The organism is Pseudomonas sp. RA_5y_Pfl1_P24 (assembly GCF_963970945.1).
GTDB lineage: Bacteria > Pseudomonadota > Gammaproteobacteria > Pseudomonadales > Pseudomonadaceae > Aquipseudomonas > Aquipseudomonas tritici.
This window is the reverse complement of record NZ_CAXAOJ010000007.1, coordinates 62,777-87,478: the sequence shown is the minus strand read 5'-3', so window position 1 is coordinate 87,478 and position 24,702 is coordinate 62,777. Positions and strand designations below refer to the sequence as shown.

21 protein-coding genes and 1 pseudogene are annotated in these 24,702 nt (G+C 60.8%); 9 read left to right on the top strand and 13 right to left on the bottom strand.

Annotated features, from left to right (window positions below):
• Window positions 1-13 precede the first annotated feature (13 nt).
• The 8 genes from AACY30_RS13410 to AACY30_RS13375 are packed head-to-tail and all read left to right on the top strand — an operon-like array spanning window position 14 to window position 6,513.
• Window positions 14-1,261 carry an NAD(P)/FAD-dependent oxidoreductase gene (locus AACY30_RS13410; RefSeq protein WP_339427276.1) on the top strand — a complete coding sequence of 416 codons (1,248 nt, stop codon included), beginning with the start codon at window positions 14-16 and terminating at the stop codon, window positions 1,259-1,261.
• Complete coding sequence (locus AACY30_RS13405; RefSeq protein WP_339415569.1) at window positions 1,258-1,992, top strand: class I SAM-dependent methyltransferase; 735 nt, start codon at window positions 1,258-1,260, stop codon at window positions 1,990-1,992. The genes AACY30_RS13410 and AACY30_RS13405 overlap by 4 nt, the downstream gene beginning before the upstream one ends.
• Window positions 1,989-2,471 (top strand): hypothetical protein, encoded by a 483-nt coding sequence (locus AACY30_RS13400; protein ID WP_339469230.1) that lies wholly within the window; start codon window positions 1,989-1,991, stop codon window positions 2,469-2,471. The genes AACY30_RS13405 and AACY30_RS13400 overlap by 4 nt, the downstream gene beginning before the upstream one ends.
• Complete coding sequence (locus tag AACY30_RS13395; protein ID WP_339469229.1) at window positions 2,468-3,634, top strand: beta-ketoacyl-[acyl-carrier-protein] synthase family protein; 1,167 nt, start codon at window positions 2,468-2,470, stop codon at window positions 3,632-3,634. Before AACY30_RS13400 ends, AACY30_RS13395 begins: the two co-directional genes overlap by 4 nt.
• On the top strand, window positions 3,631-4,092 hold the full coding sequence (locus tag AACY30_RS13390) for a hotdog family protein (protein WP_339540461.1): 462 nt from the start codon (window positions 3,631-3,633) through the stop codon (window positions 4,090-4,092). Before AACY30_RS13395 ends, AACY30_RS13390 begins: the two co-directional genes overlap by 4 nt.
• The gene (gene fabG / locus AACY30_RS13385; RefSeq protein WP_339469227.1) at window positions 4,089-4,817 is read left to right on the top strand and encodes a 3-oxoacyl-ACP reductase FabG; all 729 of its coding nucleotides are present in this window, start codon (window positions 4,089-4,091) and stop codon (window positions 4,815-4,817) included. The genes AACY30_RS13390 and fabG overlap by 4 nt, the downstream gene beginning before the upstream one ends.
• Window positions 4,817-6,043, top strand: coding sequence for a beta-ketoacyl-ACP synthase (locus tag AACY30_RS13380; protein ID WP_339469225.1), 1,227 nt, complete (start codon window positions 4,817-4,819; stop codon window positions 6,041-6,043). Before fabG ends, AACY30_RS13380 begins: the two co-directional genes overlap by 1 nt.
• Before the next feature lie 26 nt (window positions 6,044-6,069).
• The gene (locus AACY30_RS13375; RefSeq protein WP_339469223.1) at window positions 6,070-6,513 is read left to right on the top strand and encodes a hypothetical protein; all 444 of its coding nucleotides are present in this window, start codon (window positions 6,070-6,072) and stop codon (window positions 6,511-6,513) included.
• A gap of 157 nt (window positions 6,514-6,670) precedes the next feature.
• Here AACY30_RS13375 and AACY30_RS13370 read toward each other — a convergent pair whose 3' ends face one another.
• Complete coding sequence (locus tag AACY30_RS13370; RefSeq protein ID WP_339415562.1) at window positions 6,671-7,564, bottom strand: LysR family transcriptional regulator; 894 nt, start codon at window positions 7,562-7,564, stop codon at window positions 6,671-6,673.
• Between the two features lie 124 nt (window positions 7,565-7,688).
• On the opposite strand from AACY30_RS13370, the gene AACY30_RS13365 reads away from it, so the two are divergent.
• Entirely contained in the window at window positions 7,689-8,963 is a 1,275-nt protein-coding gene (locus AACY30_RS13365) for an MFS transporter (RefSeq protein WP_339540460.1), read from the top strand.
• A gap of 43 nt (window positions 8,964-9,006) precedes the next feature.
• Here the strand turns inward: AACY30_RS13365 and AACY30_RS13360 are convergent, their stop codons facing one another.
• The 12 genes and pseudogenes from AACY30_RS13360 to pilM form a co-directional block, all read right to left on the bottom strand.
• The gene (locus tag AACY30_RS13360) at window positions 9,007-9,717 is read right to left on the bottom strand and encodes a HipA N-terminal domain-containing protein (RefSeq protein WP_339540459.1); all 711 of its coding nucleotides are present in this window, start codon (window positions 9,715-9,717) and stop codon (window positions 9,007-9,009) included.
• A gap of 52 nt (window positions 9,718-9,769) precedes the next feature.
• On the bottom strand, window positions 9,770-9,961 hold the full coding sequence (locus AACY30_RS13355) for a helix-turn-helix transcriptional regulator (RefSeq protein WP_339540458.1): 192 nt from the start codon (window positions 9,959-9,961) through the stop codon (window positions 9,770-9,772).
• 136 nt (window positions 9,962-10,097) lie between these two features.
• Window positions 10,098-11,165 (bottom strand): uroporphyrinogen decarboxylase, encoded by a 1,068-nt coding sequence (hemE, locus tag AACY30_RS13350; protein ID WP_339415560.1) that lies wholly within the window; start codon window positions 11,163-11,165, stop codon window positions 10,098-10,100.
• 143 nt (window positions 11,166-11,308) lie between these two features.
• Window positions 11,309-12,727: an FAD-dependent oxidoreductase gene (locus AACY30_RS13345; RefSeq protein WP_339469219.1), complete on the bottom strand. Its 1,419-nt coding sequence runs from the start codon at window positions 12,725-12,727 to the stop codon at window positions 11,309-11,311.
• Between the two features lie 124 nt (window positions 12,728-12,851).
• Window positions 12,852-17,297 (bottom strand): glutamate synthase large subunit, encoded by a 4,446-nt coding sequence (gltB, locus tag AACY30_RS13340; RefSeq protein ID WP_339540457.1) that lies wholly within the window; start codon window positions 17,295-17,297, stop codon window positions 12,852-12,854.
• A 348-nt stretch (window positions 17,298-17,645) separates the two neighbouring features.
• Window positions 17,646-19,187: an SPOR domain-containing protein gene (locus AACY30_RS13335; protein WP_339540456.1), complete on the bottom strand. Its 1,542-nt coding sequence runs from the start codon at window positions 19,185-19,187 to the stop codon at window positions 17,646-17,648.
• A 10-nt stretch (window positions 19,188-19,197) separates the two neighbouring features.
• A complete protein-coding gene (gene aroB, locus AACY30_RS13330) occupies window positions 19,198-20,298 on the bottom strand; it encodes a 3-dehydroquinate synthase (protein WP_065875726.1) in 1,101 nt (366 codons plus the stop codon).
• A gap of 125 nt (window positions 20,299-20,423) precedes the next feature.
• A complete protein-coding gene (gene aroK / locus AACY30_RS13325) occupies window positions 20,424-20,942 on the bottom strand; it encodes a shikimate kinase AroK (protein ID WP_010213757.1) in 519 nt (172 codons plus the stop codon).
• Between the two features lie 4 nt (window positions 20,943-20,946).
• A pseudogene (locus tag AACY30_RS13320) lies at window positions 20,947-22,203 on the bottom strand (type IV pilus secretin PilQ); the annotation flags it as partial.
• A gap of 138 nt (window positions 22,204-22,341) precedes the next feature.
• Entirely contained in the window at window positions 22,342-23,301 is a 960-nt protein-coding gene (locus AACY30_RS13315; protein ID WP_339540455.1) for a pilus assembly protein PilP, read from the bottom strand.
• Window positions 23,298-23,852, bottom strand: a complete 555-nt coding sequence (locus AACY30_RS13310) for a PilN domain-containing protein (RefSeq protein ID WP_339469213.1) — start codon at window positions 23,850-23,852, stop codon at window positions 23,298-23,300. Before AACY30_RS13310 ends, AACY30_RS13315 begins: the two co-directional genes overlap by 4 nt.
• Window positions 23,849-24,502, bottom strand: a complete 654-nt coding sequence (pilM, locus tag AACY30_RS13305) for a type IV pilus biogenesis protein PilM (RefSeq protein WP_339469211.1) — start codon at window positions 24,500-24,502, stop codon at window positions 23,849-23,851. Before pilM ends, AACY30_RS13310 begins: the two co-directional genes overlap by 4 nt.
• Window positions 24,503-24,702 lie beyond the last annotated feature (200 nt).

Genomic DNA, 24,702 nt, shown 5'->3' with positions numbered 1-24,702 from the left:
GCAAGGAGCCCTCGTGCCCACAGTTGAAATGGAACGTCGCCAGGTGGTGGTGATCGGTGCCGGTCCGTCCGGGGCCATCGCCGCTGCGCTGTTAAAGCGCAAAGGCCATGATGTATTGATCATCGAGCGCCAGCATTTTCCCCGCTTCTCGATTGGCGAAAGCCTGCTGTCCCACTGCATCGACTTTATCGAAGAAGCCGGCATGCTCGACGCCGTACAGGCGGCGGGTTTCCAAGTGAAAACCGGTGCCGCATTCGCCTGGGGCGAGCGCTACAGCGCGTTTGATTTCAGCGATACGTTCAGCAACGGCAAGCCCACCACCTTCCAGGTGCAGCGCGGCGAGTTCGACAAGTTGCTGGCGGATCAGGCAGCCGTTCAGGGTGTAGAGATCCGCTACGGCGAAACCATCGTCGGTGTGGATTTCAGCGGCGAGTGCCGCTACCTGCACGTACGTCGCGAAAACGGCAGCGAGTACCACCTCAAGGCCAAGTTCGTGCTCGACGCCAGTGGCTACGGCCGTGTGTTGCCGCGCCTGCTGGACCTGGACGTACCGTCGACTTTTCCGGTGCGCCAGGCCGTATTCACCCACGTTGAAGACCGCATCGAACACCCGGGCTTCGACCGTACCAAGATCCTCGTAACCACCCACCCGACCCAGCGCGATATCTGGTTCTGGACCATCCCGTTCAGCGACGGCCGCTGCTCGGTGGGCGTGGTCGCGGCCAAGAGACATTTCGACGGCCGCGACGGCGACCTCGATGCCTGCCTGCGGGGCTTTATCGATGAAACCCCGAGCCTGTCCGGCGTGCTGCAAAACGCTGTGTGGGATACGCCGGCGCGCACCATCGGCGGCTATTCGGCCAACGTCAAAACCCTTCACGGCCCAGGCTTTGCACTGCTGGGCAACGCAGCGGAATTCCTCGACCCGGTGTTTTCCTCCGGGGTAACCATCGCCATGCGTTCGGCGAGCATGGCCGCCGGCGTGCTGCACCGTCAGCTCAAAGGTGAAACCGTCAACTGGCAGACCGAGTTTGCAGAGCCGTTGAAACGAGGTGTCGATACCTTCCGCTGCTACGTCGAAGGCTGGTACGCCGGGACCTTCCAGGATGTGATTTTCCATCCGGACAGCTCGCCGGAGATTCGTCGGATGATCAGCGCGATCCTCGCCGGCTACGCGTGGGATGAACGCAACCCGTTTGTCAGCGAGCCCAAGCGACGGTTGCGCATGTTGTCGGAGATTTGTGCGAGTGAGCCGGTATGAGCAGCCAGTATTTAAGTAAGAACTACGTCGAAGAAACCAAATTTGGCCTCTGGTTCCTGCGCAGTCACACCTGGCAGCATCGCGTGTTACGCGTGGCAATCAACGACTTGCGCAGCCTGTTTACGGAGCCATTGCCTGAGGCGCCGGTACTGCTGGACGCCGGTTGCGGTCAGGGCAAATCCTTCACGCTGTTGCAGCAGGTATTTGCGCCTTCACGGTTGATCGGCCTGGACGCAGACCCCCACAGCCTGGAGTTGTGCCAGGTTGAGGCCACGCGCCAAGGGTTGAGCGTCGAGCTGATCGGCAGCGACTGCGCCACCCTCGACGTGCCAGACGCCAGCGTCGACATCCTGTTCTGTCACCAGACCTTCCACCATCTGGTTGAACAGCACCGCGCCCTCAAAGAGTTCTATCGTGTACTCAAGCCCGGCGGCTATCTGCTGTTTGCCGAGTCCACCGAAGCCTATATCGACACCTGGGTCATCCGTTGGCTGTTTCGCCACCCCATGCACGTGCAGAAAAGCGCCGAAGAGTACTTGCAGATGCTCCGCGAGCAGGGCTTCGAGTTTGGCCCGCAGAACGTCTCGTACCCGTATTTGTGGTGGAGCCGCTCCAGCGACTTCGGCCTGCTCGAGCGCTGGGGCCTGCGCCAGGCGCCGCCAGTGGGCCAGCGCGAAGAAACCCTGGTCAACTGCGTGGCACGCAAACCCCTGGCGAGTACTGCCCCATGATGCGCATGCTGTTGATGGGCTGCCTGTTGCTGCTGAGTGCCTGCGCCAGCCAGCCACCGCTGCCCGAGAAAACGCCGGTCCTGGCCCTGCCGCTGCAGCTGCATGTGCAGCGCCTGGCCGACGGCCAGAGCCAGGACTGGCTGCTGGTGATCCAGCGCGAAGGCGCGGCGATTCGGTGGTCGATGATGGACCCGCTGGGCATCCCACAGGCCCGGCAAAAGCTGATCAATGGCGAGTGGCAGGCCGATGGCTTGCTGCCGCCCAATCCGCAGGCCAGGGAGCTGTTTGCCGCATTGCTGTTTGCGCTGACATCGGCAAATGACGTGCGCGCGCTTTACCCCAGCGCGCAGGCGATGGACCTGACGCGCACCCTGCCGGGGCATTGGCAGATCGTGTATCAATCGTCCGAGGTCTTCAGCGTGAACATGACCGGGCAGCCCTTGAGCTACCGCATCACGCCGCTCGGGGCTGCCCGATGACCGCCTACCTCAACGCCCTGGGCATAATCTGCGCCCTCGGCCGTGGCCAGGCCGAGGTCAGCCGCAGCCTGTTTGCCGGTGACTGCTCGGGCATGCGCGCCGAAAGCGGCTGGGTGCCGGAGCGCGTGCTGCCGGTGGCCGGTGTGCACGGCGAACTCGCCACCATCCCGCTAGAACTGGGCCAGCAGAGCAGCCGCAATAACCAGTTGCTGCTGGAAGCAGCGTTGCAGATCGAAGACGAGATCCGACAGGCGATCAATACCCACGGCACATCACGGGTGGGTATTGTGCTCGGCACCAGCACCTCGGGCATCGACGAAGCCAGTCGCGGGATTGCCCATTACCTGCGGGAAAACCAGTTCCCCGGCGACTACGACTACCAGCAACAGGAACTCAGCGCCCCGGCAAACTTCCTCGCGGACTGGCTGCAACTGAGTGGCCCGGCCTACGTGATCTCCACCGCCTGCACCTCCAGCGCCCGCGCGCTGATGAGTGCCCAGCGCCTGCTGGACCTGGGCGTGTGCGATGCAGTGATCTGCGGCGGCGTCGACAGTTTATGCAAGTTGACCCTCAATGGCTTTACCGCGCTGGATGCCGTGTCGAACGAGCGTTGCAACCCGTTTTCGGCGAACCGCAACGGCATCAATATCGGCGAAGCAGCGGTGTTGTTCCTGATGAGCAAGGAACCGGCGCCGATCGCCCTATTGGGCAGCGGCGCGAGTTGCGATGCGCACCATATTTCCGCGCCCGAACCCTCCGGCAAAGGTGCTCTGCAATCAATGCGCAAGGCGCTCGCCAGCGCAAAGTTGCAGCCCGAACAGATCGGTTATCTGAACCTGCACGGCACCGCCACCCAGCATAACGACGCCATGGAAAGCCTGGCCGTCGCCAGCCTATTCCCGGAAGGCGTGCCCTGCTCGTCGACCAAACCCATGAGCGGGCATACCCTGGGCGCAGCCGGCGCCCTGGAAGCGGCGTTCTGCTGGTTGAGCCTGGTCCATAAGCGGGTGCCGCCGCATGTATGGGACGGCCAGCCCGACCCGGCACTGCCCGCCCTGCAGTGGGCGCAGGCCGCGCAAGCCCTGGAAAAACGCTGCCTGATGAGCAATTCGTTTGCCTTCGGCGGCAACAATGTCAGCCTGATTATCGGAGAGGCCCCATGATCGATTGGCCACTCGCCGAACTGCTGCCTCATGCCGGCGACATCATCCTGATCGACCAGGTGCTGTCGTTCGATGAAGAGCAGATTCGTACCCGTGCCACTATCAAGCCCGGCGGCCTGTTCAACCGCCCGGACGGCAGCCTCCCGGCCTGGGTCGGTATCGAATTGATGGCACAAAGCGTCGCCGCCTATGCCGGTTGCCGCGCCCGCCAGAAAGGCAAAGCGGTGGAACTGGGCTTCCTGCTCGGCACACGTAAGTTCGAGTGCAACGTGGAGCACTTCCCGGCAGACGCCGAGCTAACGATCCACGCCCTGCGCTCCCTGGAAGACGACAACGGCATGGGTGTGTTCGAATGCCACCTTACCGGCAGCGGTATCCAGGCCAGCGCCCGCTTGAATGTATTTCGACCGCCCCAGGCGGCCACCTATTTAGATGAATCGAAGGACGAAACGCCATGACTGAATCCGTACTGGTCACCGGCTCCAGCCGTGGCATCGGCCGCGCCATCGCACTGCGCCTGGCACAGGCCGGGCATGACATCGTGCTGCATTGCCGCAGTGGCCGTGCCTCTGCCTGCGCGGTACAGGCCGAGGTGGAAGCCCTGGGTCGCCAGGCGCGGGTGCTGCAATTCGATGTGGCGGATCGCGCGACGTGCAAGGAAATCCTTGAAGCCGACGTAGAGCAACACGGCGCCTATTACGGCGTGGTGCTCAACGCCGGCCTGACCCGTGACGGTGCGTTTCCGGCGCTGTCGGAAGACGATTGGGACGTGGTGATGCGCACCAATCTCGACGGTTTCTATAACGTGTTGCACCCGGTGATGATGCCGATGATTCGTCGTCGCGCCGCCGGGCGCATTGTGTGCATCACCTCGGTTTCCGGGTTGATCGGCAACCGTGGCCAGGTTAACTACAGTGCCTCCAAAGCCGGGTTGATCGGCGCGGCCAAGGCCCTGGCCATCGAACTGGGCAAGCGTAAGATCACCGTCAACTGCGTCGCACCCGGCTTGATCGACACCGCGATGCTGGATGAAAACGTACCGGTGGAAGAGCTGATGAAGATGATCCCGGCGCAGCGCATGGGCACGCCTGAAGAGGTGGCTGGCGCAGTGAACTTCCTGATGTCGGCCGAAGCCGGCTACATCACGCGCCAGGTCCTGGCGGTGAATGGAGGCTTGTGCTGATGAAACGCGTCGTAGTGACCGGTATGGCCGGCATGACCTCCCTGGGCGGTGATTGGGCGACCATTTCCGCCAACTTCCGCGCCAACCGCAGCGGCATCCGGCGCATGGACGAGTGGGACCGTTTTACTGAATTGAACACGCGCCTGGCCGGGCCAATCGACGATTTTGTCGTGCCCGCACACTGGACGCGCAAGCAACTGCGCAGTATGGGCCGGGTGTCGCGCCTGGCGGTGTGGGCCGCGGAGCAGGCGTTGCAGGACGCCGGTTTGCTCGGCGATGAGTCGATCAAGGACGGGCGCATGGGCGTGGCCTGCGGCTCGTCCACCGGCAGCACCGACGAGATCAAGGCGTTCGGCAACATGCTGCTGAACTCGGTGGCCGAGGGACTGAATGCCAACTCCTACGTGCGCATGATGCCGCACACCACGGCGGCGAATATCAGCATCTTCTTTGGCCTCACCGGGCGGCTGATTCCTACGTCAAGCGCCTGCACCAGCGGCAGCCAAGGCATCGGCTATGCCTATGAGGCGATCAAGTTCGGCCGCTTGCCATTGATGCTCGCCGGCGGCGCCGAAGAACTGTGCCCCACCGAAGCCATGGTGTTCGACGCGCTCTACGCCACCAGCCTGAAAAACGACGCGCCGCAAACCAGCCCACGCCCCTATGACAGCGGGCGCGATGGCCTGGTGATCGGCGAAGGCGGCGGGATGCTGGTCCTCGAAGAACTGGAACACGCCCTGGCGCGGGGTGCGCATATCCACGCCGAGTTGGTGGGCTTTGGCAGCAACGCCGACGGCCAGCACACCACGCGCCCGGAGCAGAAAACCATGCGCCGCGCGATGGAACTGGCCCTGGAAGATGCCGGGCTTGAGCCTTCCGCGATTGGCTACGTGAACGGTCATGGTACTGCCACCGACCAGGGCGACATCGCCGAGACGCAGGCCACCAGCAGCCTGTTCGGCGCCCGCATGCCCATCAGTTCACAAAAGAGCTTTCTCGGTCACACCCTGGGTGCGTGCGGCGCACTGGAGTCGTGGTTCAGCATCGAGATGATGAACCGCAACCAGTACGTACACACCTTCAACCTGGATTCAGTGGACCCGCAATGCGGCGAGCTGGATTACCTGCAAGGTGAATTCCGCGAGATGCACAACGATTACGTGATGAACAACAACTTTGCCTTTGGCGGCGTCAACACCTCGCTGATCTTCCGCCGCTGGTCCTGACTTTTTAATCGATTGGAGAATACGCAATGTCTTCCTTGCTACGCGCGACCCTGATCACCCTGGCCTTGCTGACCACCGCTGGCTGCACCAGCAAACCAGTGCTCAACACCCAGCACGACCTGCCGGCCACTGCCCAGGTCAGCGAAGAGAAAATGAAAACGGTGATCGTCAACGCCCTGCAAAAGCGCGAATGGACGGTACAACGCCTGAGCCCGCAACTGGTGCAGGCCGAGATCACCGTGCGTAACCAGTACTACGCCGCCATCGACATCCGCTACACCCGCAACAGCTACGCCATCACCTACCGCGACAGCCGCGAACTGGGCTACAAAGACGGCAAGATCCATCGCAACTACAACCGCTGGGTGAGCATGCTGGACCGCGACATCATGGCGGCGTTGCGCAGTAATGGCGTGAGTGAGTCTGGGACTGCAGCGCAGTTGTTTGAGCAGACGGGCACTTCGAAATAAAACTGGCGCTCGCTGCGCGCCAGAAACGACAAAGATCAAAGGTGGGAGTTGGCTTGCCTGTGATGCGGACGACTCGATGGATCAGGTATGCCGAGGGGATGCTATCGCAGGCAAGCCACCACCCACATCGATCCGCTTCGCTTTGAAGTACGCGTTCTTACTGAGCGGATTTACGCGTCAACAACTCCACAAACGCCGCTGCCATCGGCGTCTGCGCGCCTTTTCGCTGCACCAGCCACACCGCCGTCACCGCCTCCGGATCCAGCAGCGTGCGATACACCACCCCGTCGATCCGTATGCGCTGATAGGAGGCCGGCAACACCGACACGCCCAGCCCCGCCGCGACCAGGCCAATGATGGTCATCGCCTCCCCCGCTTCCTGGGCAAAGTGCGGGCTAAACCCGGCGTCACGGCACAGGCTGAGCAACTGCGCGTAGAGCCCACTGCCATAGCTACGCGGGAAAAACACGAACGGCTCTTCCGCCAGCTGCGCCAAGTGCAGGCCATGCTCACTGCCTGCTACCAATGGGTGGCCGGCGTTCATTACGGCCACCAGCGGTTCGCGCATCAACTCGACCACACTCAATGAATCCGGCAACGGCAATGGCCGCATCAGCCCGACCTGAATAGACTCATCCACCAGCGACTCGGCCACCTCGGTGCTGCTCATCTCCTGCAGATTGAGGTGCACCGCCGGGAACGCCTGGCGAAACGCAAAGATCGCTTGGGGAATGCTGGAGTTAAACGGTGCCGATGACGTGAAGCCGATCTTCAATTCGCCCAGCTCACCCAACTGCGCCCGGCGCGCCACGTCCGCCGCTTTGTCGACCTGAGCCAGGACCAATCGCGCCTCATGCAGGAACAACCGTCCCGCCTCGCTCAGCTCGACCCGACGATTGGTACGCTCAAACAAACGTGCACCCACTTCCTGTTCCAGCGCCTGAATCTGCTGGCTCAGCGGCGGCTGCGAGATGCCTAGCACCTGCGCAGCCCGGCCAAAGTGCAGTTCTTCGGCGACGGCAATGAAGTACCGCAAGTGACGCAATTCCATACAGGCCTTATTAGGTCGTAAAAGCTATCAAACAGGTCGAACAATATATTGGAAAGAATCATTAGCCAGCTATATTCTTTTTTGCATGGCCGGTCCTGGCACGCTCTTCCTCCCCGAGGTCCCCGTGAATTCTGCTGTCGCTCCACTCGCTCAAGAAGTCCCGCCCACTGCCCTGGATGAGGTGGTGGCCCAGCTCAATGACGCGTACATCGAAAAAGGCACACCGATGTTCATGCGTACGGTACTCGCGCTGTTCTCCGGGGGTTTCGCCACCTTTGCCCTGCTGTATTGCGTGCAACCGATGATGCCGGCGCTGTCCCACGAGTTTTCCATCAATGCAGCGCAAAGCAGCCTGATCCTGTCCGTGTCCACTGCGATGCTCGCGCTGGGCCTGCTGATTACCGGGCCGATTTCCGACACCCTGGGACGTAAACCGGTGATGGTCGCCGCGCTGTTCTGCGCGGCACTCGCGACGATTGCCAGTGGTTTGATGCCTTCCTGGGAGGGGATTTTATTCATGCGCGCGCTGGTGGGCCTGTCACTGAGCGGCCTGGCCGCCGTGGCCATGACCTACCTGAGCGAGGAGATCCACCCGCAGCACATCGGCCTGGCCATGGGCCTGTACATTGGTGGCAACGCGATTGGCGGCATGAGCGGGCGCCTGATCATCGGCGTGTTGATCGACTTCGTCAGTTGGCACACCGCAATGCTGATCATTGGCGCCCTGGCGCTGATCGCCGCCACGGTGTTCTGGAAAATCCTCCCCGAATCGCGCAACTTCCGCGCCAGCAGCCTCAAGCCGCGCAGCCTGGTGGACGGTTTTGTCATGCACTTCAAGGACGCGGGCCTGCCGTGGCTGTTCCTTGAAGCGTTCCTGCTGATGGGTGCGTTCGTGACGATGTTCAACTACATCGGCTATCGCCTGCTGGCCGATCCCTACGGCCTGAGCCAAGCCGTGGTCGGCCTGCTGTCGCTGGTGTACCTCTCGGGGATCTACAGCTCAGCGAAAATCGGCTCCCTGGCCGACCGCCTCGGCCGCCGTCGCGTATTGTGGGCCACCATCGTGCTGATGCTTGTGGGCATGACGCTGACCTTGTTCACACCGCTATGGCTGATCGTGCCGGGCATGCTGATCTTCACGTTCGGCTTCTTCGGCGCCCACTCGGTGGCCAGCAGCTGGATCGGCCGCCGCGCGGTGAAGGCCAAGGGGCAGGCGTCTTCGTTGTACCTGTTCTGCTACTACGCGGGATCGAGTGTGGCGGGGACGGCGGGTGGGTTCTTCTGGCACTACGCCGAATGGAACGGGATTGGGGCGTTTATCGTGGCGTTGTTGATTGGGGCGTTGCTGGTGGCGTTGAAATTGGCGAAGTTGCCGCCGTTGGGGCGAACAACGGCCTAAGGCGTCACTCAAAAAACACGCCTCACAGCGTAAGGCTAGTCAGTTAAGGGCGAACACTGTACCTGTGGCGAGGGAGCTGGCTCCCGTTGGGCCGCGCAGCGGCCAGGTCAAAACCCTCCATGACAAACAGGTCGCCCCCTTCGGACAGCCAGAAAGGCGCAGTCTCCATACCCGCAATGCGGGCAGCTTCAATGCAGAGAAATTCGTTCTGCGCCAGGTGAGCGTACTCATCGGCGCCAGACTTCACGATCAGGTCAGAACTGAGCATGGTTTTGCGATTCCCAGCCAGCTTGTACAGATCAGGCACCAGCACCTTAGGCTGCACCCCGGAAATACCTGACTCGAAATAGGTATTCACCAAAAACTCGAATACACCCTGAGAAGTGTCAGCTGACAGTATTTGCTGGAGCCCTACCTGAGCCTGCACCGGAACTGACGCCTCGACAGGGTTCTGGTAAGTGAGCCGTCCAATCTGGTTCCCGCCGATCACGGATAGCAGGCGCATCTCGTCCACCTGCACATGCTTGGCCATCCGCCGTTTGATCTGATCGGCCAGAAAACCTTCAGGCACGTTCATATCAAAAATCGGATGCAACACGTTGCTGACCGAAGGCGTGGGGTCATAGGGCATGACCAGCGACGCTTCACGCTCGGCATCGGCGGATGAATAAGCGAACGAAAACTGTGAGCCTTTTGTCAGTTCGCCTGAATACCCTTGAGGTGTGAGGACGTTGAGCACTTTGACTTTACTCATCGTATTCCACCAGATCGGCCAGGGATTTGAGATCGATGCGTTTATCGACGACTTACAGGGCCATTCCCAACGAAGAAATCACCCGAAACACCGTGTACATCGCGACGTTTTCACCGGCCTCAAGATCCATGATGGTCTTGCGGTTGCACTTGGCCCGATCCGCCAGTTGCGCCTGGCTGTAGCCTTTGGCGCGACGAAGCTGTCGTATCCTGTCGCCCAGAGCAGGTGGATTGGTCAGCAACATAATGTCACCTATAACGGACTTTTAAGATGAATAGCCCGACTATGTCCGCGATTACGGACATTACAAGCACCTTACGTCTACTGACCTTAAACAAAAGAAGCCCGGCATAAACCGGGCGTTTTCTATTGTGCGGCGATCACTCGTGATACTGCGCCGACAACTCGTGCACCGCACGCAGGAAGGCACCGGCATGTTCCGGGTTCACTTCCGGCGTAATGCCATGACCGAGGTTGAATACATGCCCGGTGCCCTTGCCGTAGCTGGCGAGGATACGGCCGACTTCGGTGCGGATCGCTTCCGGCTTGGCGTACAGCACGGTCGGGTCCATGTTGCCTTGCAGCGCCACGCGGTTGCCCACGCGCTGGCGGGCTTCGCCAATGTCGCACGTCCAGTCCAGGCCGAGTGCGTCTGCACCTGCGTCAGCAATGCTTTCCAGCCATAGGCCACCCCCTTTGGTGAACAGGATGACCGGAACCTTGCGGCCTTCGTGTTCGCGGATCAGGCCGCTGACGATTTTGCGCATGTAGGCCAGGGAGAACTCCTGGTAGGCCGCCGCCGACAGGTTGCCGCCCCAGGTGTCGAAGATCTGCACCGCTTGCGCGCCGGCCATGATCTGGCCGTTGAGGTAGGAAGTAACCGACTGAGCGAGCTTGTCCAGCAGCAGGTGCATGGCTTGCGGGTTGTCGTAGAGCATGGCCTTGGTCTTGCGGAAGTCTTTCGACGAACCGCCTTCGACCATGTAGGTGGCCAGGGTCCATGGGCTGCCGGAGAAGCCGATCAGCGGCACGCGGCCGTTGAGTTCACGGCGAATGGTGCTAACGGCGTCCATCACATAGCCCAGGTCCTTGTGCGGGTCCGGGATCGGCAGGGCTTCGATGTCGGCCAACGTGCTGACGACTTTCTTGAAACGCGGGCCTTCGCCGGTTTCGAAGTACAGGCCTTGGCCCATGGCGTCAGGGATGGTGAGGATGTCGGAGAAGAGGATGGCCGCGTCCAGTTGCGGATAGCGGTCCAGTGGCTGCATGGTGACTTCGCACGCGAACTCCGGGTTCATGCACAGGCTCATGAAGTCGCCGGCGTGGGCGCGACTGGCGCGGTATTCCGGCAGGTAGCGACCGGCCTGGCGCATCATCCACACGGGGGTGACGTCCACGGGTTGCTTGAGCAGGGCACGAAGGAAACGGTCGTTCTTCAGGGCAGTCATGTCGGCATCCGCAAAAAAAGTGCGGGCATTTTCTCAGAGCCAGAAGGAGAAAGACAGTGACTAGCGACAAGCTACAAGCGGCAAGTTAAAAGCGCATTTGCTTTCACTTGCCGCTTGCAGCTTGAAACTGGCAGCTAACATCGCTAGACGTTCAGGTAATCCAGAATCCCTTCGGCAGCGTTACGGCCTTCGAAGATCGCGGTCACTACTAGGTCTGAACCGCGCACCATATCGCCACCGGCAAAAATCTTCGGGTTGCTGGTCTGGTGCTTGTACTGGCCTTGTTCCGGGGCTACAACGCGACCCTGGCTGTCGGTCTGAATCTCTAACTGCTCGAACCACGGCGCCGGGCTTGGGCGGAAGCCGAAAGCGATGACAACGGCGTCAGCCGGGATGATCTCTTCAGAACCTGGGATCGGCTCAGGGCTGCGGCGGCCACGGGCGTCCGGTTCGCCGAGACGGGTCTCGACCACCTTCACGCCTTCGACGCGGTCTTCACCGACGATAGCGATCGGCTGGCGGTTGTAGAGGAATTTCACGCCTTCTTCCTTGGCGTTCTTCACCTCTTTGCGCGAGCCGGGCATGTTGGCTTCGTCACGACGGTACGCACAGGTCACCGATTTGGCGCCCTGGCGGATCGACGTGCGGTTGCAGTCCATCGCGGTGTCACCACCGCCGAGCACCACAACCTTCTTGCCTTTCATGTCGACGAAATCTTCCGGCGACTTTTCAAAGCCCAGGTTGCGATTCACGTTGGCGATCAGGAAGTCCAAAGCGTCATGCACACCCGGCAGGTCCTCACCGGCAAAGCCGCCCTTCATGTAGGTGTAGGTGCCCATGCCCATGAACACGGCATCGTATTCGGCGAGCAATTGCTCGATGGTCACGTCTTTGCCGATCTCGGTGTTCAGGCGGAATTCAATGCCCATGCCGGTGAACACTTCGCGACGGTTGCTCAGTACGGTTTTTTCCAGCTTGAACTCGGGGATGCCGAAGGTCAGCAGGCCGCCGATTTCCGGGTTCTTGTCGAACACCACCGGGGTCACGCCACCCCGTACCAGCACGTCGGCGCAGCCCAGGCCAGCAGGCCCGGCACCGATGATCGCGACGCGCTTGCCGGTCGGCTTGACCTTGGACATGTCCGGGCGCCAGCCCATGGCGAACGCGGTGTCGGTGATGTACTTCTCGACCGAACCGATGGTTACCGCACCGAAGCCATCGTTGAGGGTGCACGCACCTTCACACAGACGGTCTTGCGGGCACACCCGGCCGCACACTTCCGGCAGGGTATTGGTCTGGTGCGACAGCTCGGCGGCGGCGAGGATGTTGCCCTCGGCCACCAACTTGAGCCAGTTGGGAATGAAGTTGTGCACCGGGCACTTCCATTCGCAATACGGGTTACCGCAACCCAGGCAGCGGTGGGCCTGGTCGGCCGAGTGCTGGGGTTTGAAGGGTTCGTAGATTTCCACGAACTCTTTCTTGCGTTGACGCAACAGTTTCTTCTTCGGATCTTTACGCCCGACATCGAGGAATTGGAAGTCGTTGCTGAGACGTTCGGCCATCGTTAAAACCTCGTACACGACAGCTTTAAGCTACAAGCTTCAAGCTGCAAGAAATCAAATAAACCGGCACACCGCGCGCTGCTCTTAGCGTGCGGCTTGAAGCTCGATACTTGCCGCTGCGTCGTCATTGCGGACTCGCAAGTGTGCTGGAGAGCAGAGATTTCAAACTCGCTGCCTTCGGTTTGACTAGCCAGAAACGACGCAGGTAATCATCGAGATTTTCGGCGAGGTTACGACCCCATTCGCTGCCGGTCTCCTCAACGTACTCGTCCAGCACGTGCTGCAAGTGGTTCCGATAGGATTCCATGGCTTCGCCGCTGATCCGCTGGATCTCGACCAACTCGTGGTTGACCTTGTCGACGAAGGTGTTGTCCTGGTCGAGCACGTAGGCGAAACCGCCGGTCATGCCTGAACCGAAGTTGTAACCGGTCTTGCCCAATACGGCGACAAAGCCCCCGGTCATGTACTCGCAGCAGTGATCGCCAGTGCCTTCCACCACGGTGTGAGCACCGGAGTTACGCACGGCGAAACGCTCACCGGCGGTACCGGCGGCGAACAGCTTGCCACCGGTGGCGCCGTACAAGCAGGTGTTGCCGATGATGGCACTGTCCTGGCTCTTGTAGACGCTGCCTTTAGGCGCAACGATCACCAGCTTGCCGCCGGTCATGCCCTTGCCCACGTAATCGTTGGCATCGCCTTCCAGGTACATGTGCAGACCACCGGCGTTCCACACGCCAAAGCTCTGGCCTGCAGTGCCGTTGAAGCGGAAGGTGATTGGCGCCTTCGCCATGCCTTGGTTGCCGTGCTTGCGCGCGATTTCTCCGGAGACGCGTGCGCCGATGGAACGGTCGCAGTTGCAGATATCCAGGGCAAATTCGCCACCGCTGGCGTCGTTGATCGAGGCGCCGGCCATTTCGACCATCTTCTCGGCCAACAGGCCTTTGTCGAAGGGTGGGTTGCGGCCCACTTGGCAAAACTGTGGCTTGTCTGCCGGGATGTGGTCGCTGCCCAACAACGGCGTCAGGTCCAGGTGCTGTTGCTTGGCGGTCTGGCCTTCGAGGATGTCCAGCAGATCGGTGCGCCCGATCAACTCTTCCAACGAACGCACGCCCAGCTTGGCCAGCCACTCACGGGTTTCCTCGGCGACGTAGGTGAAGAAATTCACCACCATGTCGACGGTGCCGATGTAGTGATCCTTGCGCAGCTTCTCGTTCTGCGTCGCCACACCGGTGGCGCAGTTGTTCAGGTGGCAGATGCGCAGGTATTTGCAGCCCAGGGCAATCATTGGCGCAGTGCCGAAGCCGAAGCTTTCAGCGCCGAGGATTGCAGCCTTGATCACGTCGAGGCCGGTTTTCAGGCCGCCGTCGGTCTGCACACGGACTTTGCCGCGCAAGTCGTTGCCACGCAGGGTCTGGTGAGTTTCAGCCAGGCCCAGTTCCCATGGCGCGCCGGCGTACTTGATGGAGGTCAGCGGCGATGCGCCGGTGCCGCCGTCGTAGCCGGAGATGGTGATCAGGTCGGCATAGGCCTTCGCCACACCCGCGGCGATGGTGCCCACACCGGCTTCCGCGACCAGTTTCACCGAGACCAGGGCCTGCGGATTGACTTGTTTCAGGTCGAAGATCAGCTGCGACAAATCTTCAATCGAGTAGATGTCGTGGTGCGGTGGTGGCGAGATCAGCGTCACGCCCGGCACTGCGTAACGCAGCTTGGCGATCAAACCGTTGACCTTGCCGCCGGGCAGTTGGCCGCCTTCGCCAGGCTTGGCGCCTTGGGCGACTTTGATCTGCAGCACTTCGGCGTTGACCAGGTACTCCGGGGTTACACCGAAACGGCCAGTCGCCACCTGTTTGATTTTCGAGCTCTTTAGGGTGCCGTAGCGCGCCGGGTCTTCACCGCCTTCGCCGGAGTTGGAACGCGCACCCAGGCGGTTCATGGCTTCGGCCAGGGCTTCGTGGGCCTCAGGCGACAAAGCACCGAGGGAAATACCCGCGGAGTCGAAGCGCTTGAGGATCGATTCCAGCGGCTCGATTTCGCTGATGGCCAGCGGCGTGTCCAGGGTTTTCACTTTGAACAGGTCACGGATCATCGACACCGGGCGGTTATCCACCAACGCAGTGTATTGCTTGAACTTGGCGTAGTCGCCCTGCTGCACGGCGGCTTGCAGGGTGCTGACCACATCCGGGTTGTAGGCATGGTATTCGCCACCGTGCACGAACTTGAGCAGGCCGCCTTGTTGGATCGGCTTGCGCGCGCTCCAGGCTTCCGCGGCCAGGGCTTTCTGTTCGGCTTCGATGTCGACGAAACGCGCACCCTTGATGCGGCTTGGCACGCCACGGAAGCTCAAATCGCAGACTTCTTCGGACAGGCCGATGGCTTCGAACAACTGCGCGCCACGGTACGAAGTGACAGTGGAGATACCCATCTTCGACAGGATCTTCAACAGGCCCTTGGTGATGCCTTTACGGTAGTTCTTGAACACCTCGTAGAGGTCGCCCAGCACCTCACCGGTACGGATCAAATCACCGAGCACTTCGTACGCGAGGAACGGGTACACCGCCGAAGCACCAAAGCCGATCAACACCGCAAAGTGGTGCGGGTCGCGGGCTGTGGCAGTTTCGACGAGGATGTTGGAGTCGCAACGCAGGCCTTTTTCGGTCAGGCGGTGGTGTACCGCACCGGTCGCCAGGGATGCGTGGATCGGCAGCTTGCCCGGCGCGATGTGACGGTCGGTCAGCACGATCTGGGTACGACCGGCGCGCACGGCTTCTTCGGCCTGGTCGGCGACATTGCGCACAGCGGCTTCAAGGCCAAGGCTCTCGTCGTAGTTCAGGTCGATGATCTGGCGGTCGAAGCCTGGGCGTTCCAGGGTCATCAGCGAACGCCACTTGGCCGGGGACACGACCGGCGAGCTGAGGATCACGCGGGAGGCGTGCTCAGGCGATTCCTGGAAGATATTGCGCTCGGCACCGAGGCACACTTCCAGGGACATCACGATGGCTTCGCGCAGCGGGTCGATCGGCGGGTTGGTCACCTGGGCGAACTGCTGGCGGAAATAGTCGTACGGCGTACGCACACGCTGGGACAGCACGGCCATGGGCGTGTCATCGCCCATGGAGCCGACCGCCTCGTAGCCTTGCTCACCGAGCGGACGCAGCACCTGGTCGCGCTCTTCAAACGTGACCTGGTACATCTTCATGTACTGCTTGAGCTGGTCGACGTCGTAGAAAGCCGAACCGTGGTCGTTGTCTTCCATGGTCGCCTGGATGCGCAGGGCGTTCTTGCGCAGCCATTGCTTGTACGGGTGACGGGACTTCAAACGGTTGTCGATGGCGTCAGTGTCGAGGATCTGCCCTGTTTCGGTGTCCACGGCGAGGATCTGGCCAGGGCCTACGCGGCCTTTGGCGATGACGTCTTCCGGCTTGTAGTTCCACACGCCGATTTCCGACGCCAGGGTAATGAAACCGTTGGTGGTGGTGACCCAACGCGCCGGGCGCAGACCGTTACGGTCGAGCAGGCACACCGCGTAGCGGCCGTCGGTCATTACCACACCAGCCGGGCCATCCCACGGTTCCATGTGCATCGAGTTGTACTCATAGAACGCCCGCAGATCGGGGTCCATGGTCTCGACGTTCTGCCACGCAGGCGGAATGATCATGCGCACGCCACGGAACAGGTCGATGCCGCCGGTGACCATCAGCTCGAGCATGTTGTCCATGCTGGAGGAGTCGGAACCCACACGGTTGACCAGCGGGCCGAGCTCTTCCAGGTCCATCAGGTCGTTGGCGAACTTGGTGCGACGGGCCACGGCCCAGTTGCGGTTGCCGGTGATGGTGTTGATCTCGCCGTTGTGGGCGAGGAAGCGGAATGGCTGGGCCAGCGGCCATTTCGGCAGGGTGTTGGTGGAGAAGCGCTGGTGGAACACGCAGATTGCGGTTTGCAGGCGCTCATCGCTCAGGTCTGGATAGAAGGCGGTCAGGTCCGCCGGCATCATCAGGCCTTTATAAATGATGGTCTTGTGCGAAAAGCTGCAGATGTAGTGCTCGGTATCGGCGGCGTTGGACACGGACGAACGACGACGCGAGGTGAACAGCTTGATCGCCATGTCCTGGTCGCTCAGACCATCGCCAGCGATGAACACTTGTTCGATCTGCGGCAGGCGCTCAAGGGCCAGGCGGCCGAGCACGCTGGTGTCGATCGGCACTTTGCGCCAGCCAACGAGTTGCAGGCCCGCAGCGAGGATCTCGTGGTTCATGTTCTCGCGAGCGGCCTCGGCTTTAACCGGGTCCTGGTTGAAAAACACCATGCCCACGGCGTACTGCTTGGGCAGGTCGACCGCGAAATGCTGTTTGGCGATGGCGCGCAGGAACTGGTCGGGCTTTTGAATGAGCAAGCCACAACCGTCACCGGTCTTGCCGTCGGCGTTGATCCCACCACGGTGGGTCATGCAGGTCAGGGCCTCAATGGCCGTTTGCAGAAGGGTATGACTGGGCTCGCCCTGCATATGGGCTATCAGGCCGAAACCACAGTTATCCTTGAATTCATCGGGTTGATACAGACCTGCTTTCATAGACACTTTCTCACCAGGCTGCCTCTTATACCGAGGCAAATTTCTTTTCAATTCAACCGGTTACCTTCCACGCCGAACGTACGCCGGCTTAGCGGGGGCAAAAGGGAGGTCATTGTACACACCGACACAGACGCTCACAAATTTAGCGACGAAATGTCGCAAATCTATGTCGCATTTATGAAAGGTTTAAAGCGATATGCTGTGCTAGTCAAAACTTTTTTAATTCTGACCGCTACGACTCAAAAGCTACGTGACGCAGACACCACAAAGCGCGCGGCCTTCAGGGCTGCACGCTGTTGTAGTTTTTTGAGGTGCCGGGAGGGCGGCCTGGGTAAAGCCGCCGGACCTTCAGCGAGTTGTTGCGAGTTCTTGTTGAACGCTGGCAACAGTGCGAGGCCAAGGTTTACCAGCCTGAACCTTCGCTGGCAAGGATTTGATCGCGGAATCTGCGGCAGCGCGGCTGGAGAAGTTGCCGTAGGTGATTACGTAGAGAGGCTTGCCGTTAAGCATTTTCTTGAAATAACGGTACTCGCCACCCTGCTCTTTCACGAACGCCTGGGCATTGGCTTCGGAGCTGGTGCCAAGGATCTGCACCACGAAGTTGCTGGTTGGCTGGCTGGCGTACCAGTTGCTGCCAGCGGCGCCGGCTTTGGCGACAGTGGCGGCTGGTTTTTCAGCAGGCTTGGCGGCCGGAGCTGGCTTGGCGGCAGGTGCTGGCGCGACCGGCTTGGTCACTGGCGCAGGCTTGGCAGTGGCCACCGTAGGCGCAGGTGCCGGCTGGCCCGCTGGCACGCCCGCAGGTGGTGCGGTGGTGGTCACGGTCGGCGGCGTAGCGCTGGAACCTTCCACCGGTACACCGTCGTCACCTTCGGAAATGCCACCCGCTTCTTCAGCGAGCGGGCCGCGCATGACGGGCTGGCCGACCATCGGCAGGTTGGTCGGTTGGCCGGAGTTGGCAAATTCAACGTTTGGCGTGGGCTTACCCAGTGGCAACTGCGCCTGTTCGGTTGGCGCGCCGGCAGTGGTCGGTGCTTTGCTGCGACCCGGGATCAACCAGGCAGCCGCTACAGCGACCACGACAACGGCGGAAATCGCCAATACGTGCTTCTTAGGCATAGTGAACCCCATCTTTGGACGCTTGACCGCAGTGCGGCTGGCGATCATGGCTTCGATCATGGCATCGCGGGCAACCTGATTGATGTTGCCAGGCCAGCCGTCGGAGCTTTCGTGAATATCAGAGATCTGCGCAGCGGAGAAAAGTTCGATACCCGCCCCGGCGCCCTCCAGGCGTTGAGCCAGGTATTCGCGGGTTTCTTCCTCTTCGTACGGCTGCAGCTCGATGACGTGGAACAGCTCCTGATCACCGCTGATCTGCTCGAGGTCGGCGATCAACGACGACTCACCAAACAGGAACACGTGCGGGCGACCTTCCGGCGTGCCCGCCGCCAACGCCAACAGCGCCTCCAGAGCCGATTCGTCGAGCTGCTCGGCGTCATCCACCAGCAGGTAGACTTCCTGGCCGGTCAGACCGAGCTGCACAACCTGCTTGAGGATCGCGTTCGGCTCGGCTGTGGCCACGTCCAGCGCCTGGGCAACCTGGCGCAACACGCCCGCCGCATCACCGGCACCACGGGCTGACACCACCACACTCTGTACCGATTGCTTGTTGGTGCTGGCCACCAGGGCCTGGCGCAGCAGCGTCTTGCCGCTGCCCAACGGGCCGGTCACGACCAGCAGCAGTTGGCTGTAGCGCGCCAGGTGATGCAACTGACCAAGCACCGGTTTGCGCTGGGCCGGGAAAAATTTGAAACCAGGCACCCGTGGAGCAAAGGGGTCGTGGCTTAACTGGTAGTGGCCGAGGAACGCCTCGTCGGCATGCAAACTAGTCATCGGGATCTGATTAACCTTTCAGCTGAGCCAGGGCACGGTAATCCGCTCCCAGCGTGGCTTGTAAAATCTCTTTTGGATAATCGTCGGTCACTACCGCTTCGCCCATGTGGCGCAGCAGCACCAGTCGCAGTCGACCGTCGATCACTTTCTTGTCTATCGCCATATGCTCGAGGAAGTCCGCCTCAGTCATCTCCTCAGGCGGGATGACCGGCAAACCGGCGCGCTGGAACAGGTGGATACCGCGATCACGCTCCTGGGCGCTGATCCAGCCCAAGCGTTGCGACATCTCCAACGCCATCACCGTGCCAGCAGCCACGGCCTCGCCATGTAGCCACACACCATAGCCCATGTGCGTTTCGATCGCATGGCCGAAGGTGTGGCCCAGATTTAACGTGGCCCGCACACCGGACTCCCGTTCGTCGGCATTCACCACCAGCGCCTTGGCGGCGCAGGAGCGGGAAATCGCTTCGGTCAGTGCCACCTGGTCGAGGTTGCGCAATGCGTCTACATGCTCTTCCAGCCAGGTCAGGAATGGCTCGTCGCAGATCAACCCATACTTGATGACTTCCGCCAGGCCAGCCGACAATTCGCGCGGTGGCAGGGTGTTGAGTGTCGCGGTGTCGATCAGCACGGCTTGAGGCTGATAGAACGCGCCCACCATGTTCTTGCCCAGCGGGTGGTTGATACCGGTCTTGCCGCCCACCGACGAATCGACTTGGGACAACAGAGTGGTCGGCACCTGGATAAAGTCCACGCCACGCTGGTAACAGGCGGCTGCGAAGCCGGCCATATCACCGATCACGCCGCCGCCCAAAGCAATCACCGTGGTGCGGCGGTCATGGCGTGCGGTCAGCAAGCCATCAAAGATCAGTTGCAGGGTTTCCCAGTTCTTGTGGGCTTCGCCGTCGGGCAAGATCACAGAAATAACCGAGTACGCCGACAGGCTGCGGCTCAAACGCTCAAGATACAGCGGCGCGACCGTTTCGTTGGAGATGATCGCCACTTGCCGCCCGGCAATGTGCGGTGCGAGCAACTCGGGCTGGTCCAGCAGACCTTCGCCAATATGGATCGGGTAGCTGCGCTCGCCTAGATCGACCTTAAGTGTCTGCATGTGTCCCCGCGTTAGAGATGTATTGACGACCGGCAACGTCAAGATCTGACATCACCTGATGGCTCTACGCCACACCCCGCAGGGTGATAGCGCGCCGCCGAGAATAGCGCATTTCGGGCCCAGCTTTAACGGGGTGGCAGCCGTTGCAGACGCTCGAGAATGTCGAGGACCACCATCCGAGGGGGCCGCTCATCGGTTTCCACCACCAGATCGGCGATCTCCCGGTACAGCGGATCGCGCAGCGTGAGCAGGTCCCGCAGGGTTTTTTCCGGGTTGGCCGTACGCAGCAATGGTCGATTGCGATCGCGGGCGGTGCGGCCCACCTGCTGCTCGACTGACGCATGCAGATAGACCACCCGACCACCGGCATGCAGCGCGCGGCGGTTTTCGTCGCGCATCACCGCGCCACCGCCAGTCGCCAATACCACGCCATCGCAGCCACACAGCTCGGCGATCATCGCCTGCTCGCGGTCACGAAAGCCCAGCTCGCCTTCCTTATCGAAGATCCATGGGATATTGGCACCCGTGCGCAATTCAATTTCCTTGTCGGAATCTTTGAATGGCAGGCGCAGCTCTTTGGCCAGCAAACGGCCGATGGTGCTTTTTCCAGCCCCCATCGGTCCTACAAGAATCAAATTTCGCACAGAATCAACGACTCACAGCAATCGCCTGGTTATTCATAATACGCGGAGTCAGGAATACCAGCAGCTCGGATTTTTTCTCCGCCAGCACATCGCGCCGGAAAAGGCGGCCAAGATACGGCACATCGCCCAAAAATGGCACTTTATCTACCACTTTGCTTTGGGTATTGGAGAAGACCCCGCCGATAACAATGGTCTCGCCATCCCTCACTAACACCTTGGCATTGACCTCGTTTTTCTTGATCGGCGGCACGTCGTTGAGTTTGTTCAAGTAATCGGGCTCATCCTTGGTGACCTTGACCTCCATGATTACGCGGTCGTCGGGGGTGATTTGCGGGGTGACCTCCAGCGACAGCGACGCCTCCTTGAACGACACTGAAGTGGCGCCACTGGAACTGGATTCCTGATAAGGAATCTCGGTGCCCTTGAGGATGCGCGCGGTTTCCTTGTCGGAGGTGACCACTTTGGGTTGCGAAACGATTTCTCCGTTGCCGGTTTTCTCCATGGCGGTGAGTTCCAGGTCCAGCAGCAGGTTATCGGTGATAAAGGCTATGCCCAGGCCCGAGGTGCCGGTCAGCGAACCCAAATCGACAAAGGGTGAGCTGGGTGGGTTCTCAGGCGGTTCCGCACCTTCAGACTGAGGCTTGGGGATACCTCCCGCGCCCCAGTTTCCGCGATTCAGCCGGCCACCCCAGCGCGCGCCCAGGCTTTTGTCGTAATCGACATTGGCCTCGACAATCCGCGCTTCAATCATTACCTGGCGCACCGGAATATCCAGCTGAGCCACGATCCGCCGCAGCTCCTCCAGCCGTTCCCCGGTCTGGTAGGCAATGATGTTGTTGGTGCGATCATCGACCGCCACCGAGCCACGCTCATCGGTGACGCCCTCAAGGCCCGTGACCGATTGGAACAGCTTGGCCAGGTCCGCCGCCTTGGCGTAGTTGACTTGCAACAGCTCACGGCGCAACGGCGCCAGTTCGGCCATTTGCTTGCGCGACTCAAGGGTCAGCAGCTCACGCGCGGCCAACTCCTCGGCAGGCGCCACCAGTAATACGCCGGACTTTACCCGCTTATCCAACCCTTTGGCTTGCAGCACCAGGTCCAGCGCCTGGTCCCAGGGCACATCCTTGAGGCGCAGGGTGATCGAGCCCTGCACATCGTCGCTCGCTACCAGGTTGAGGCCCGCCACATCGGCAATTTGCTGCAACGCGGTACGTAACTCGATGCTCTGGAAGTTAAGGTTCAGCTTGTCGCCTGTGTAGGCGCTTGACATGGCGCTGCCGGGAGGCGGCAACTGGATCAGATCCACGCGACTGGGCACAGCACTAGCCATCGGTGCCGTGAACGCTATCCATAGCGCCACACCGACGGACGAAAAAGTCCTTTTCATTGTTTGATTCCGTTATGAGTTGAGGTTTAACACCAGCGTTCGGGGGCGCTCGATCCAGGCGCCCTGACCATCAGGAAACAGCTCGACCAGTTCTATGTAACGTTCGTGGATGGCAGTGATACGCCCATGGTCCGGCCCCAAGTAGTCACCGACCGCCAGGCGGTGCACGTTGGATGCCGCACGCAGCAGGGCGAAAGCTCGCACCCCACGGGACAGCGTGCCGACCATTTCAAACTGTTCCATAGGGAGACTTTCCAGTACACCACGTGGCCGGGCGAGGTCTGGCGCGCGGGCTGGCCGACCAGACACGTGGTCTACCTGAATGGCAAGCAATTGAAAAGGATCGCGCAGCCCCAATGAGTCGTAGACAAACGGCTGCCCTTGCCCGCCTCGCCCACCGCCCTGAGCATGCCAGTAAGTCTTGGCCAGCAGGTCAAGGCGTAAAAGCTTGCCATCACGCCTAAAGGCCACATCGTGCACCGTGGCGATGCGCGACAGGCCACCCAGGCCACTCACGAACATCGCGAGGTCGTGATAAGCGCCCGCGACACCGATCTGCACAGGTTGTTCGTGATAGAACGGCCGCGACAACTCATCCAACGGGGTGACGCTCTCAACCAGCAAACCATTGGCCAGTGCCAGACGCGCAACGTCTTCCAGCAAGCCGGGCATTTCTGACTCGCTCGGCAATGCCTGCAAAAGCTCATCGACCTTCGCCTGCATCAACTGAAGCTGTTGCGTGCGCGCCTCAAGGCTGGCAGCCAGGACAGTTTTTTGTGCGACTTGCTGCTGCAGGGCCACTTCCCGCGCCTCGACTTGATGTAACCGCGCCCGCGAAGGACTCAGGTACGCAAGGTCGCCCACCACAAACACCAGACCCGTCAGCGCACAGCCCAACAGGGCCTTGCCGGGTAAGGGCCATTTTGCAGCGTTGTGAGTGAGTGCAGAAAGATTGAGCCTCAGCAGGCTCAAGGTTGAGCCTCGGTGGACTCTCCCTGACGGACCATCAGCTGGAACTCATTGTTGCCGCGCGCGCCATCCGTCCGCACATGTTGCAGTCGCGTCGAATGGGCGCCTTGCGCGGCCTCCAGGCGGCGCATCAACCGGGCGATGTCCTGGCTGGATTCAGCGCTGCCGCTGATACTCACCGTATCGCCCTTCGCCAGCACTTCATGCAGGTGCACACCGTCAGGCACCGCACGCGCCAACTGATCCAACAGCTGAGCACCATTGGAGCGTGCATCGTGCAGGTCTTGCACGACCTTCATGCGCTGCGCCAGTTGCTGGCTTTGCTCCTGCAGGTCATCGATGGTCTTGATGCGCGAATCCAGGCCGGTGATTTCCTTGCCCAGATGGTCATTGCGAGTCACCTGACGATCAATGGCTTGGTCGATCACCTGATCCGCCAGCCACACAGTCGCCAGCGCCGCACAAGCGAACACCAGCAAACACGCCAGCAAATTCTTGCGACGCCGCTCTGCCAGCGACTGGCGCCAAGGCAGTAGGTTGATTCGTGTCTTCAAGCGAAACTCCTCAGGGCCAACCCGCAAGCAATTCCCATCCCTTGGGCATCCACGGCCCATTGTGCACTATCCACTCGATCGCTCGGCGTGAAGCTTGCGAAATCCTGACTGCAAGCGCGCGCCAATGCAAACGCGTCGACATCGACCACCTTCGGCACCAGCCCCGCCAGGGCCAAAACTGCCTCGCGGGCTTCCACCTGATCCTTGAGGCATGCAGCGAGCAGTACCTCGACACGGCCTGGGTCAAGTGCAGTCGGCCCGCGCACCTGAAAGTCGATGGCCACGTCATCCAATGGATAAGGAATGTACTGGTCTGCCTCCATCTGGATCATCCAGGTCATCTCATCGTCTGTGAGCCCCGCTTCCATTTCGATCATCCGCGTGATCACCGAAGGCCCGGCCACAGAGGCGGCGGCACCACGGGCCGACGTCGATAACCGCGACAACGCACTGCGCAAGGTGCGCCCTACACCGTCGAGATCGAGGAAGGTGCCGTCGACCACCGTGTGCGCAGGCAACGCCTGTGTAACATAGCCTTGAACGTTGAACCCCGAAACTGAGCGACCCAGCTCGATCAGCCGGATGCTCGTGTCATTGATGTCGACACCTAGCAAGGTGTCGGCTTTTCGCGTGAAAAATCCCTTTCTCATAAAACTCCCTAAAATTTTGTCTGTCATACCGCCTGATTGCCGTTGTGCACCCTGCATTCGGTCGACTTGTTGAACCGGCGCGAATGACGCCCCAAGTCGAAAAATGCTTTAATGCCCAGCGCTTTTTCCCGCTATTTATCTGCAGCTCGGGTCGATCCATCGTTTGCCATGCATGCCCCGACGCCTAACTCATTCTTTTC